The following is a 13519-nucleotide window of genomic DNA, read 5'->3' on the forward strand; positions in this document are numbered from 1 at the left end:
TAAACCGGCATCCCTGCCGGTTTACCCCCCAAATCCCTGTCGAATTCCGGCCAGCGTGGTTTAACGGGGCGCCTAAGATCAAAAGCAGATCAAGATCAAAAGCGGCTCGCTTCGCATCGTGGTTACCGTTGAGCTAACAGAGTTATGTAGATACCTATGCTCATCGCGGGCGAACCCGGCTCCCACACTGGGCCGTGTTCTTTTGTTGGAATGCGGTCCAATGTGGGAGCTGGCTTGCCTGCGATGACGGTAGGTCAGGCCACATCAACAAAAACGGCCTCCACTAAGGGAGGCCGTTCTCATGACAAACAAGCCGTTAAGTGCTTACTTGCGGTCTTCCAGCTTGGTGATGTCACGCGACTCGTAGCCGGTGTACAGCTGGCGCGGGCGGCCAATCTTGTACGGGCTGGAGAGCATTTCCTTCCAGTGAGAGATCCAGCCCACGGTCCGCGCCAGGGCGAAGATCACGGTGAACATGCTGGTTGGAATGCCGATCGCCTTGAGGATGATCCCCGAGTAGAAGTCGACGTTCGGGTACAGCGAGCGTTCGATGAAGTACGGGTCGGTCAGGGCGATCTCTTCCAGGCGCATGGCCAGTTCGAGTTGCGGATCGTTCTTGATGCCCAGTTCCTTCAACACTTCGTCGCAGGTCTGCTTCATGACGGTAGCGCGCGGGTCGCGGTTCTTGTAGACCCGGTGACCGAAGCCCATCAACTTGAACGGATCGTTCTTGTCCTTGGCCTTGGCGATGAAGGTGTCGATGTTGGACACATCGCCGATTTCATCGAGCATGGTCAATACGGCTTCGTTCGCACCGCCGTGGGCAGGGCCCCACAGTGCGGCGATACCGGCGGCAATACAGGCGAACGGGTTGGCACCCGAAGAGCCCGCCAGGCGCACGGTAGAGGTGGAAGCGTTTTGCTCGTGGTCGGCGTGGAGGATGAAGATCCGGTCCATGGCCTTGGCGAGCACCGGGCTGATCGGTTTGATCTCGCACGGGGTGTTGAACATCATGTGCAGGAAGTTTTCCGCGTACGTCAGGTCGTTGCGCGGGTACATCATGGGTTGGCCCATGGAGTACTTGTAAACCATTGCGGCCAGGGTAGGCATCTTGGCAACCAGGCGGATCGCGGAAATTTCGCGATGCTGCGGGTTATTGATGTCCAGGGAGTCGTGATAGAAGGCCGACAGGGCGCCCACTACACCGCACATGACGGCCATCGGGTGGGCGTCGCGACGGAAGCCGTTGAAGAAGGTCTTCAACTGCTCGTGAACCATGGTGTGGTTCTTCACGGTGCTGACGAACTGGGCTTTCTGCTCGGCTGTTGGCAATTCGCCATTTAGCAGCAGGTAGCAGGTTTCCAGGTAGTCCGACTTTTCAGCCAGTTGCTCGATCGGGTAGCCGCGATGAAGCAGAATGCCATTGTCACCATCGATATAGGTGATCTTCGACTCGCAGGAAGCGGTCGACATGAAGCCTGGGTCGAAAGTAAAACGGCCCGTGGCCGTCAGGCCCCGTACGTCGATAACATCGGGACCAACGGTGCCGGTTAAAATGGGCAGCTCGACGGGGGCTGCGCCCTCGATGATCAACTGCGCTTTTTTGTCAGCCATGTGGCCTCCTATTTATGCTTCAAATCATCAGACAGACCCCCCACGCAGGGCCCGCACCACTATATTGATATAAATCCAGATGTCAATTTGCCTAAAGTCTTGCGCCAGAAGGCTTTAACCGTACTTTTTCGTCGAAATTGACTGCCATTTACGCCTTTTATCCCGCCAGCGCAATCAGCTATTAGGGTGAGGTGTGCGCGTTGTCATTAGTAACCTAACTGTCTATACTCGGCCACCGACCGCCAAGGGCTTTTGGGCTTGCTTTCATTGGGGGTCGCACTCCCTGGGTGGTGCTTACCTGACCAGTCGCACTCCCCAACAACTTTGCCCTGATTGTTAGGGGCTCTTCAGTGTGAAAAAAAGCCGTGAATAGCCAACGACCTGTAAACCTAGACCTAAGGACCATCAAACTCCCCATCACCGGCGTTACGTCGTTCCTGCACCGTGTTTCCGGCATCATCCTGTTCCTGGGCTTGGGCATCATGCTTTATGCATTGAGCAAATCCCTGGGTTCCGAGGAAGGATACGCCGAGGTGAAGGCATGCTTGACCAGCCCGCTGGCCAAGTTCGTAGCATGGGGCCTCCTGTCCTCTCTTCTGTATCACCTGGTAGCCGGTGTGCGCCACTTGATCATGGACATGGGCATCGGTGAGACGCTGGAAGGCGGCCGCCTGGGCTCGAAAATCATCGTCGCCATTTCCGTGGTGCTGATCGTTCTGGCAGGAGTTTGGATATGGTAACCAGCGTAACGAATCTGTCGCGTTCGGGCCTCTATGACTGGATGGCACAGCGTGTGTCTGCGGTCGTTCTCGCGGCTTATTTCATTTTCCTGATCGGATACCTCGTCGCAAACCCGGGCATCGGCTATGAGCAATGGCACGGCCTGTTTTCCCACAATGCGATGCGAATCTTCAGTCTGCTGGCCCTTGTAGCCCTGGGCGCTCACGCCTGGGTTGGCATGTGGACCATCGCGACTGACTACCTGACGCCGATGGCGCTGGGCAAGTCGGCGACTGCAGTACGTTTCCTCTTCCAGGCAGTATGCGGCGTTGCGATGTTCGCTTACTTCGTCTGGGGTGTGCAGATTCTTTGGGGTATCTGATTCATGGCTAACATTCCAACTATTTCATTCGACGCCATCATTATTGGTGGCGGCGGTGCTGGCATGCGCGCTGCGCTGCAGCTGGCTCAGGGCGGTCACAAGACTGCCGTGATCACCAAGGTGTTCCCGACGCGCTCGCACACCGTATCGGCCCAGGGTGGCATCACCTGCGCCATCGCCTCTGCCGACCCGAACGATGACTGGCGCTGGCACATGTACGATACCGTCAAGGGTTCCGACTACATCGGTGACCAGGACGCTATCGAATACATGTGTCAGGAAGGCCCGGCCGCGGTGTTCGAGCTGGACCACATGGGTCTGCCGTTCTCCCGTACCGAGCAAGGCCGTATCTACCAGCGTCCATTCGGTGGCCAGTCCAAGGATTACGGTAAAGGCGGCCAGGCTGCCCGTACCTGCGCTGCGTCCGACCGTACTGGTCACGCGCTGCTGCATACCCTTTACCAAGGCAACCTGAAAGCCGGTACCACGTTCCTGAACGAGTACTACGCGGTTGACCTGGTCAAGAACGCACAGGGCGAGTTCGTCGGTGTGATCGCCATCTGCATCGAAACCGGTGAAACCACCTACATCCGCGCCAAGGCTACTGTGCTGGCGACCGGTGGTGCAGGTCGTATCTACGCGTCGACCACCAATGCCCTGATCAACACCGGTGACGGCGTCGGCATGGCTCTGCGTGCTGGCGTACCGGTACAAGACATCGAAATGTGGCAGTTCCACCCGACCGGCATCGCCGGCGCCGGTGTACTGGTGACCGAAGGTTGCCGTGGTGAAGGTGGTTACCTGATCAACAAGCACGGCGAGCGTTTCATGGAGCGTTATGCTCCGAACGCCAAAGACTTGGCGGGTCGTGACGTTGTGGCCCGTTCGATGGTTAAAGAAATCATCGCCGGTAACGGCTGTGGCCCGAATGGCGACCACGTACTGCTCAAGCTCGATCACCTGGGCGAAGAAGTGCTGCACAGCCGCCTGCCTGGTATCTGCGAGCTGTCCAAGACCTTTGCCCACGTTGACCCGGTAGTTGCTCCGGTTCCGGTGGTTCCAACTTGCCACTATATGATGGGCGGCGTGCCGACCAACATTCACGGCCAGGCAATCACCCAGAACGCCGAAGGCGAGGACGAGATCATCCATGGTCTGTTCGCGGTAGGCGAAGTGGCTTGCGTATCGGTTCACGGTGCCAACCGCCTGGGCGGCAACTCGCTGCTTGACCTGGTGGTATTCGGTCGCGCGGCTGGCCTGCACCTGGAAAAAGCGCTGACTGACGGCATCGAATACGATGACGCCACCGACGCCAACATCGAAGCTGCCCTGGCGCGTCTGAACGCTCTGAACGAGCGCACTGATGGCGAAGACGTGGCAACCCTGCGTCGCGAGCTGCAAAGCTGCATGCAGAACTACTTCGGTGTGTTCCGTACCGGTGAATACATGCAGAAGGGTATTGCCCAGCTGGCCGACCTGCGCAAGCGCATCGCCAACGTCAAGATCAACGATAAGAGCCAGGCGTTCAACACCGCTCGTATCGAAGCCCTTGAGCTGCAAAACCTGCTGGAAGTGGCTGAAGCGACGGCGATCGCCGCCGAGGTTCGTAAAGAATCCCGTGGCGCTCACGCTCGTGAAGACTTCGAAGATCGCGACGACGAAAACTGGTTGTGCCACACCCTGTACTTCCCGGGTGACAAGCGCGTAACCAAGCGTGCCGTGAACTTCTCGCCGAAGACGGTACCGACGTTTGAACCGAAGATTCGGACTTACTAAGGGTGGCTGCCATGTTGAAAGTCAGTGTTTATCGCTACAACCCTGATCAGGACGCTGCGCCGTTCATGCAGGAATTCCAGGTCGATACCGGTGGTAAAGACCTGATGGTGCTGGATGTACTGGCACTGATCAAAGAGCAGGACGAGGGTTTCTCCTATCGTCGCTCTTGCCGTGAAGGTGTGTGCGGTTCCGACGGCATGAACATCAACGGCAAAAACGGCCTGGCGTGCATCACGCCGCTGTCCGCCGTGGTCAAAGGCAACAAGCTGATCGTTCGTCCGCTGCCAGGTTTGCCGGTTATCCGTGACCTGGTCGTCGATATGAGCATCTTCTACAAGCAATACGAGAAAGTTAAGCCGTTCCTGCAGAACGACACGCCGGCTCCGGCCATCGAGCGTCTGCAGTCCCCGGAAGAGCGTGAAAAGCTCGATGGCCTGTACGAGTGCATCCTGTGCGCTTGCTGCTCGACATCCTGCCCGTCCTTCTGGTGGAACCCGGACAAGTTCCTGGGTCCAGCTGCGCTGCTGCAAGCCTACCGTTTCCTGGCAGACAGCCGCGACACCAAGACGTCCGAGCGTCTGGCTTCGCTGGATGACCCGTTCAGCGTATTCCGCTGCCGCGGGATCATGAACTGCGTCAACGTATGTCCTAAAGGCCTGAACCCGACTAAGGCCATTGGTCACATCCGTAACATGCTGCTGCAGAGCGGCGTGTAACTGACGTTGTAGTAAAAGCAGGACCGTTGTGCCCGTAAATGCTACGGCGCAGGCTTCAACCGGCGCCGTAGTTTTAACTTGAGCAGCGACTTACAAAGCCGCGGCTCTTATTTTGAAGAAATGAGACAAGCAGGGGCATTCGGGTTGGTACCCGAACTATCAGCGTGATCCTAAGTGGCTTGTTTTGGTCGCTGCACTTGGCCTTTTGCAAGCAAACTCGGTGTTTTCGCCGGTGGTGTCCCCAAATCGAGGGTGACCAAGCATGCAAGAAAGCGTGATGCAGCGCATGTGGAACAGCGGCTATCTTTCAGGTGGTAACGCTGCCTATGTGGAAGAGCTTTATGAGCTCTACCTGCACGACCCTAACGCTGTGCCAGAAGAATGGCGCACCAAATTTCAGACGTTGTCTTCAGACGGCAACGCTGCCACCGATGTATCGCACGCAACAATTCGCGATCAGTTCGTGCTGCTGGCAAAGAACCAGCGCCGCGCCCAACCGGTTTCCGCCGGCAGCGTGAGCAGTGAGCATGAGAAGAAGCAAGTTGAAGTACTGCGACTGATCCAGGCCTACCGTATGCGTGGCCACCAGGCAGCCCAGCTTGACCCGCTGGGGCTGTGGCAGCGTCCTGCACCTGCAGACCTGTCGATCAATCATTACGGCTTGACCAATGCCGATCTTGATACGACCTTCCGTGCCGGCGACCTGTTCATCGGCAAAGAGGAAGCGAGCCTACGCGAAATTCACGAAGCGTTGCAGCAGACATATTGCCGCACCATCGGCGCTGAATTCACGCACATAACCGATTCCGAGCAGCGCCAGTGGTTCCAGCACCGCCTGGAAGGCGTGCGTGGCCGTCCGGTATTGTCCGCCGATGTGCGCGGCCACCTGCTTGAGCGTGTGACCGCGGCCGAAGGCCTCGAGAAATACCTGGGCACCAAATACCCAGGCACCAAGCGTTTCGGCCTGGAAGGCGGCGAAAGCCTGATTCCGATGCTCGACGAGCTGATCCAACGTTCCGGTTCCTATGGCACCAAGGAAATCGTGATCGGCATGGCTCACCGTGGTCGCCTGAACGTGTTGGTCAACACCTTCGGCAAGAACCCGCGTGAGCTGTTCGACGAGTTCGAAGGCAAGAAGAAGGTCGAGTTGGGTTCCGGTGACGTTAAATACCACCAGGGCTTCTCGTCCAACGTGATGACCACCGGCGGTGAAGTTCACCTGGCCATGGCATTCAACCCCTCCCACCTGGAAATCGTTTCGCCAGTGGTCGAGGGTTCTGTACGTGCACGCCAGGATCGTCGTAACGATTCTACCGGTGAGAAGGTTCTGCCGATTTCCATCCACGGTGACGCGGCATTCGCCGGTCAAGGCGTGGTGCTGGAAACGTTCCAGATGTCGCAGACTCGCGGCTTCAAGACCGGCGGTACCGTTCACATCGTCATCAACAACCAGGTGGGCTTCACCATCAGCAACCCGTTGGATGCGCGCTCCACCGAGTACGCTACCGACGTTGCCAAGATGATTCAGGCGCCGATCCTCCATGTGAATGGCGATGATCCGGAAGCCGTGCTGTTCGTGACTCAACTGGCTGTCGACTACCGCATGCAGTTCAAGCGTGACGTGGTCATCGACCTGGTTTGCTACCGCCGTCGCGGTCACAACGAAGCGGACGAGCCAAGCGGCACCCAGCCGTTGATGTACCAGCAGATCACCAAGCAGCGCACCACCCGTGAGCTGTACGCCGAAAGCCTGACCAAGGCCGGCGTGGTTGACGATGCGCGTGTTCAGGCGAAAGTCGACGAATACCGCAACGCGCTGGACAACGGCCTGCATGTAGTGAAAAGCCTGGTCAAGGAGCCGAACAAAGAGCTGTTCGTTGACTGGCGCCCATACCTGGGCCACACCTGGACTGCCCGTCACGATACCTCGTTCGATTTGAAGACGTTGCAGGAACTGTCCGCCAAGCTGTTGGAAATTCCCGAAGGCTTCGTCGTACAGCGCCAGGTTGCGAAGATCTACGAAGACCGTCAGAAGATGCAAGCCGGTGGCCTGCCGATCAACTGGGGTTACGCCGAAACCATGGCGTACGCGACCCTGGCGTTCGAAGGTCACCCGATCCGCATGACCGGCCAGGATATCGGCCGCGGTACGTTCTCGCACCGTCATGCTGTATTGCACAACCAGAAAGACGCGGGCACCTACATCCCGTTGCAGAACCTGTACGAAGGCCAGCCACGTTTCGACCTGTACGATTCGTTCCTGTCCGAAGAAGCCGTACTGGCGTTCGAATACGGTTACTCGACCACCACGCCGAACGCGCTGGTGATCTGGGAAGCCCAGTTCGGCGACTTCGCCAACGGTGCCCAGGTAGTTATCGACCAGTTCATCACCAGCGGCGAGCACAAGTGGGGCCGTCTGTGCGGTCTGACCATGCTGCTGCCACACGGTTATGAAGGTCAGGGCCCGGAGCACTCCTCGGCCCGTCTGGAGCGTTACCTGCAACTGTGCGCCGAGCACAACATTCAGGTGTGCGTGCCGACGACCCCGGCCCAGATCTACCACTTGCTGCGCCGCCAGGTGATCCGTCCGCTGCGCAAGCCGCTGGTGGTGCTGACGCCGAAGTCGCTGTTGCGTCACAAACTGGCCGTTTCGACCCTGGAAGATCTGGCCCAAGGTTCGTTCCAGACCGTGATTCCAGAGATCGATACGCTGGACGCCGCCAAGGTCACTCGCCTGATCCTGTGCAGCGGCAAGGTCTACTACGATCTGCTGGAAAAACGCCGTGCCGAAGGCCGCGAAGACATCGCCATCGTGCGTATCGAGCAGCTTTATCCGTTCCCGGAAGATGACCTCATGGAGATCATCGCGCCTTACACCAACCTCACGAACGTAGTGTGGTGTCAGGAAGAACCGATGAACCAGGGCGCCTGGTACAGCAGCCAGCATCATCTGCGTCGCAGCATCGGCAACCACAACAAGGCCTTGGTCCTTGAGTACGCCGGTCGTGATGCTTCTGCTGCACCTGCCTGTGGTTATGCGTCGATGCACGCCGAGCAGCAGGAAAAACTGCTGCAAGATGCTTTCACTGTTTAACGCCTTCGCGCTGACTGAAACCGAATTTTAAGGACCTACAGATAATGGCTATCGAAATCAAAGCCCCGTCATTCCCGGAATCGGTTGCCGATGGCACCGTTGCCACCTGGCACAAGAAACCAGGCGAGGCCGTCAAGCGTGACGACCTGATCGTCGACATCGAGACCGACAAAGTCGTTCTGGAAGTATTGGCCGAAGCTGACGGCGTGCTGGGCGCGATCGTTGCGGAAGAGGGCGCTACCGTTCTGTCGAACCAGGTGTTGGGCTCGATCGAAGAGGGCAGCGCTGCTGCAGCGCCTGCTCCTGCCGCTGCTGCAACGGCTGCTTCGGCGCCTGCCGCTGCACCGGCAGCCGGTGGCGAAGATCCAATCGCTGCCCCGGCTGCGCGTCAACTGGCTGAAGAAAACGGCATCAACCTGGCTTCCATCAAGGGCACCGGCAAAGATGGCCGTGTGACCAAGGAAGACGTGGTTGCCGCAGTTGAAGCCAAGAAGAACGCTCCGGCTGCCGCACCTGCCAAGGCTGCAACTCCTGCTGCCGCTGCGCCTGTGTTTGCCGCTGGCGACCGCACCGAGAAGCGCGTACCGATGACTCGCGTACGTGCCACCGTGGCCAAGCGCCTGGTTGAAGCTCAGTCGAACATGGCGATGCTGACCACCTTCAACGAAGTCGACATGACCGAAGTCATGGCCCTGCGTTCTAAGTACAAGGACCTGTTCGAGAAGTCCCACAACGGCGTGCGCCTGGGCTTCATGTCGTTCTTCGTGAAAGCGGCCACCGAAGCGCTGAAGCGCTTCCCGGCAGTCAACGCTTCCATCGACGGCGGCGACATCGTTTACCACGGCTACGCAGATATCGGCGTTGCCGTCTCCAGCGACCGTGGCCTGGTGGTTCCAGTCCTGCGTAACGCCGAGCTGATGAGCCTGGCCGAAATCGAAGGCGGCATCGCTGGCTTCGGCAAGAAAGCCCGTGACGGCAAGCTGACCATCGACGAGATGACCGGCGGTACCTTCACCATCACCAACGGTGGTACCTTCGGTTCGATGATGTCGACGCCGATCGTCAACCCACCGCAAGCCGCGATCCTGGGCATGCACAACATCATCCAGCGTCCGATGGCCATCAACGGCCAAGTCGTGATCCGCCCAATGATGTACCTGGCACTGTCTTACGATCACCGCCTGATCGACGGTAAAGAAGCCGTGACGTTCCTGGTGACCATCAAGAACCTGCTGGAAGACCCGGCTCGCCTGCTCCTGGACATCTGATAGAAGCAGTCGCACGTTGCGAGCTACAAGCTGTAGGAAAAAGCAGCTTGGCTTGCAACGTGTGGCTAGAAGCTTGTCGCAAATAGAGGATCTATTTTCATGACACAGAAATTTGACGTTGTAGTGATTGGTGCAGGCCCTGGCGGCTATGTTGCCGCCATCAAGGCTGCGCAACTGGGCCTCTCCACTGCTTGCATCGAAAAATACACCGACAAGGAAGGCAAACTGGCGCTGGGCGGTACTTGCCTGAACGTGGGTTGCATTCCGTCCAAGGCGCTTCTGGACAGCTCCTGGAAATTCCACGAAGCCCAAGACGGCTTCGCGATCCACGGCATCAACCATGCTGGCGTGACCATGGACGTACCAGCAATGGTCGGGCGTAAAGCCAACATCGTCAAAGGCCTGACTTCCGGCGTTGCCACCTTGTTCAAGGCCAACGGCGTTACTTCGATTCAAGGCCACGGCAAGCTGCTGGCCGGCAAGAAAGTTGAAGTCACCAAGCCAGACGGTTCGGTTGAAGTCATCGAAGCCGAAAACGTGATCCTGGCGCCAGGTTCGCGTCCAATCGACATTCCGCCTGCTCCTGTTGATAACAACGTGATCGTTGATTCGACCGGCGCCCTGGAATTCCAGGCTGTGCCTAAGCGCCTGGGCGTGATCGGCGCTGGCGTCATCGGTCTGGAGCTGGGTTCGGTATGGTCGCGTCTGGGCGCTGAAGTCACCGTGCTGGAAGCCCTGGACACGTTCCTGCTGGCGGCTGACACTGCAGTCTCCAAGGAAGCGCTGAAAACCCTGACCAAACAAGGTCTGGACATCAAGCTTGGCGCCCGTGTTACCGGTTCCAAGGTCAACGGCGAAGAAGTCGTGGTGACCTACACCGATAAAGACGGCGAGCAGACCATCACCTTCGACAAGCTGATCGTTGCCGTTGGTCGCCGCCCAGTGACCAATGACCTGTTGGCTTCCGACAGCGGCGTGAACATCGACGAGCGTGGTTTCATCCACGTTGACGATCATTGCGCTACCACCGTGCCTGGCGTCTATGCCATTGGCGACGTGGTTCGTGGCATGATGCTGGCCCACAAGGCTTCCGAAGAAGGCATCATGGTTGTCGAGCGCATCAAGGGTCACAAGACCCAGATGAACTACGACCTGATCCCATCGGTTATCTACACCCACCCGGAAATTGCATGGGTCGGCAAGAACGAACAGCAGTTGAAAGCTGAAGGCGTTGAAGTTAACGTCGGCACCTTCCCGTTTGCCGCTTCTGGCCGTGCCATGGCAGCCAACGACACCGGTGGTTTTGTCAAAGTCATCGCTGATGCCAAGACTGACCGCGTTTTGGGCGTCCACGTGATTGGCCCAAGCGCTGCAGAATTGGTTCAGCAAGGCGCGATCGGCATGGAATTCGGCACCAGTGCCGAGGACTTGGGCATGATGGTCTTCTCCCATCCGACCCTGTCCGAAGCGTTGCACGAAGCAGCGTTGGCAGTGAATGGCGGCGCCATCCACATCGCCAACCGCAAGAAGCGCTAAGCGAGATAATAAGAAACCACGGCGGAGTTGCCCGTCGTGAGCCTTGCGCGCAAGACTCACCGCGGAATATCCGCTGGACGCAGCCTTGCGCAGCTTTACGGGCCATAAGCCCCGCAAGTTGCGCAAGCAGCAGTCACAGGTGGCGCGGCACTCATAATGAGCGCAGCGCCGAATGCGCAGTACCTAACGAAGACGGTAAAAAGCATGAATCTTCACGAGTATCAGGGTAAGCAGCTGTTCGCTGAATACGGCCTGCCAGTTTCCAAGGGCTACGCAGTAGATACCCCGGAAGCAGCAGCAGAAGCTTGCGACAAAATCGGCGGCAGCGAGTGGGTTGTCAAAGCCCAGGTCCACGCCGGTGGTCGCGGTAAAGCGGGCGGCGTCAAGCTGGTTCGCAGCAAAGAAGACGCCAAGGCCTTCGCACAGCAGTGGCTGGGCAAGCGTCTGGTGACTTACCAGACTGATGCCAATGGCCAACCAGTCACCAAGATCCTGGTTGAATCGTGCACTGATATCGCTAAAGAGCTGTACCTGGGCGCTGTCGTTGACCGTTCGAGCCGTCGCATCGTGTTCATGGCTTCCACCGAAGGTGGCGTGGACATCGAGAAAATCGCTCACGAAACCCCAGAAAAAATTCTGAAGGCCACTATCGATCCACTGGTTGGCGCTCAGCCATTCCAGGGTCGCGAGCTGGCTTTCCAGCTGGGCCTGGAAGGCAAGCAAGTTGCCCAGTTCGCCAAGATCTTCGTAGGTCTGGCCAAACTGTTCCAGGATCACGATCTGGCCCTGCTGGAAGTGAACCCGCTGGTGATCAAGGCTGACGGCGATCTGCACTGCCTCGATGCCAAGATCAACATCGACGCCAACGCCATGTACCGTCAGCCTAAGCTGAAGACTTTCCACGATCCGTCGCAAGACGATCCGCGCGAAGCGCACGCTGCCAAGTTCGAACTGAACTACGTAGCCCTGGAAGGCAACATCGGCTGCATGGTCAACGGTGCCGGCCTGGCCATGGGTACCATGGACATCGTCAACCTGCATGGCGGCAAGCCAGCCAACTTCCTCGACGTAGGTGGTGGCGCTACCAAGGAACGCGTTACCGAAGCGTTCAAGATCATCCTGTCCGACTCCAACGTCGCCGCAGTACTGGTCAACATCTTCGGCGGCATCGTTCGTTGCGACATGATTGCCGAAGGCATCATCGGTGCAGTGAAAGAAGTCGGCGTTAAAATCCCGGTTGTTGTTCGCCTTGAAGGTAACAACGCTGAACTGGGCGCTAAAGTACTGGCAGAAAGCGGTTTGAACATCATCGCGGCTACCAGCCTGACCGACGCTGCTCAACAAGTTGTCAAAGCTGCGGAGGGCAAGTAATGAGCGTCCTGATCAATAAAGACACCAAAGTTATCTGCCAGGGTATTACCGGTTCGCAAGGTAGTTTCCACACCCAGCAAGCCATCGAATACGGCACCCAGATGGTTGGCGGCGTAACACCAGGCAAAGGCGGCACCGAGCACCTGGGCCTGCCCGTGTTCAACACTGTAAAAGAAGCAGTAGAAGCCACTGGCGCCACTGCCAGCGTGATCTACGTTCCAGCTCCTTTCTGCAAGGACTCGATCCTGGAAGCGGCGTTCGGCGGCATCAAGCTGATCGTCTGCATCACCGAAGGCATTCCTACCCTGGACATGCTGGACGCTAAAGTTAAGTGCGACGAGCTGGGCGTAGTCCTGATCGGCCCTAACTGCCCAGGCGTGATCACCCCAGGCGAATGCAAGATCGGCATCATGCCAGGTCACATTCACTTGCCAGGTAAAGTCGGTATCGTTTCCCGTTCCGGCACCCTGACCTACGAAGCTGTGAAGCAGACCACTGACGCCGGTTTCGGTCAGTCGACTTGCGTCGGCATCGGCGGTGACCCGATCCCAGGCTCCAACTTCATCGACATCCTGAAGCTGTTCCAGGAAGACCCGAAGACCGAAGCGATCGTGATGATCGGTGAGATCGGCGGTTCGGCTGAAGAAGAAGCGGCTGCCTACATCAAAGCACACGTGACCAAGCCGGTTGTTTCCTACATCGCTGGTGTGACTGCCCCTGCGGGCAAGCGCATGGGCCATGCTGGCGCAATCATCTCTGGCGGCAAAGGCACTGCAGACGAGAAATTCGCTGCACTGCAAGACGCAGGCGTTAAAACCGTGCGTTCGCTGGCAGACATCGGCAAGGCCCTGGCCGAGCTGACCGGTTGGGCTGTCAAGTAAGCCTCGCGCTTAGCTGACGCTTCACCACACAAAGGCCACCTTCGGGTGGCCTTTGTGCATTCTGGATATATCCAGATTGACGAATGTGCTCGGTTCAATGTGGGAGCTGGCTTGCCTGCGATACAGGCAACTGGGTGCATCAGCCAAACCGAGTCGATGCC

At 58.0% G+C, this 13519-nt stretch carries 10 protein-coding genes; 9 read left to right on the forward strand and 1 reads right to left on the reverse strand.

Annotated features, from left to right (window positions below):
* Positions 1-324: 324 nt before the first annotated feature.
* Complete coding sequence (gene gltA, locus JJD66_RS21480; protein ID WP_014717728.1) at positions 325-1614, reverse strand: citrate synthase; 1290 nt, start codon at positions 1612-1614, stop codon at positions 325-327.
* Positions 1615-1979: 365 nt separating this feature from the next.
* On the opposite strand from gltA, the gene sdhC reads away from it, so the two are divergent.
* From sdhC to sucD, 9 genes are all read left to right on the forward strand, one after another.
* Positions 1980-2354 (forward strand): succinate dehydrogenase, cytochrome b556 subunit, encoded by a 375-nt coding sequence (gene sdhC / locus JJD66_RS21485; RefSeq protein ID WP_014717729.1) that lies wholly within the window; start codon positions 1980-1982, stop codon positions 2352-2354.
* Positions 2348-2716, forward strand: coding sequence for a succinate dehydrogenase, hydrophobic membrane anchor protein (sdhD, locus tag JJD66_RS21490; protein ID WP_003172805.1), 369 nt, complete (start codon positions 2348-2350; stop codon positions 2714-2716). The genes sdhC and sdhD overlap by 7 nt, the downstream gene beginning before the upstream one ends.
* Before the next feature lie 3 nt (positions 2717-2719).
* On the forward strand, positions 2720-4492 hold the full coding sequence (gene sdhA / locus JJD66_RS21495) for a succinate dehydrogenase flavoprotein subunit (protein ID WP_010211741.1): 1773 nt from the start codon (positions 2720-2722) through the stop codon (positions 4490-4492).
* A gap of 11 nt (positions 4493-4503) precedes the next feature.
* Positions 4504-5208, forward strand: coding sequence for a succinate dehydrogenase iron-sulfur subunit (locus JJD66_RS21500; RefSeq protein ID WP_003172807.1), 705 nt, complete (start codon positions 4504-4506; stop codon positions 5206-5208).
* 262 nt (positions 5209-5470) lie between these two features.
* Positions 5471-8302 carry a 2-oxoglutarate dehydrogenase E1 component gene (locus JJD66_RS21505; RefSeq protein ID WP_014717731.1) on the forward strand — a complete coding sequence of 944 codons (2832 nt, stop codon included), beginning with the start codon at positions 5471-5473 and terminating at the stop codon, positions 8300-8302.
* A 44-nt stretch (positions 8303-8346) separates the two neighbouring features.
* Complete coding sequence (odhB, locus tag JJD66_RS21510; protein WP_105226289.1) at positions 8347-9570, forward strand: 2-oxoglutarate dehydrogenase complex dihydrolipoyllysine-residue succinyltransferase; 1224 nt, start codon at positions 8347-8349, stop codon at positions 9568-9570.
* A 99-nt stretch (positions 9571-9669) separates the two neighbouring features.
* The gene (lpdA, locus tag JJD66_RS21515) at positions 9670-11106 is read left to right on the forward strand and encodes a dihydrolipoyl dehydrogenase (protein WP_003190010.1); all 1437 of its coding nucleotides are present in this window, start codon (positions 9670-9672) and stop codon (positions 11104-11106) included.
* Between the two features lie 204 nt (positions 11107-11310).
* The gene (gene sucC, locus JJD66_RS21520) at positions 11311-12477 is read left to right on the forward strand and encodes an ADP-forming succinate--CoA ligase subunit beta (protein ID WP_003190011.1); all 1167 of its coding nucleotides are present in this window, start codon (positions 11311-11313) and stop codon (positions 12475-12477) included.
* Positions 12477-13358, forward strand: coding sequence for a succinate--CoA ligase subunit alpha (sucD, locus tag JJD66_RS21525; protein ID WP_003190013.1), 882 nt, complete (start codon positions 12477-12479; stop codon positions 13356-13358). The genes sucC and sucD overlap by 1 nt, the downstream gene beginning before the upstream one ends.
* Positions 13359-13519 lie beyond the last annotated feature (161 nt).

The organism is Pseudomonas sp. MF6751 (assembly GCF_016613265.1).
Lineage (GTDB): Bacteria > Pseudomonadota > Gammaproteobacteria > Pseudomonadales > Pseudomonadaceae > Aquipseudomonas > Aquipseudomonas fluorescens_BV.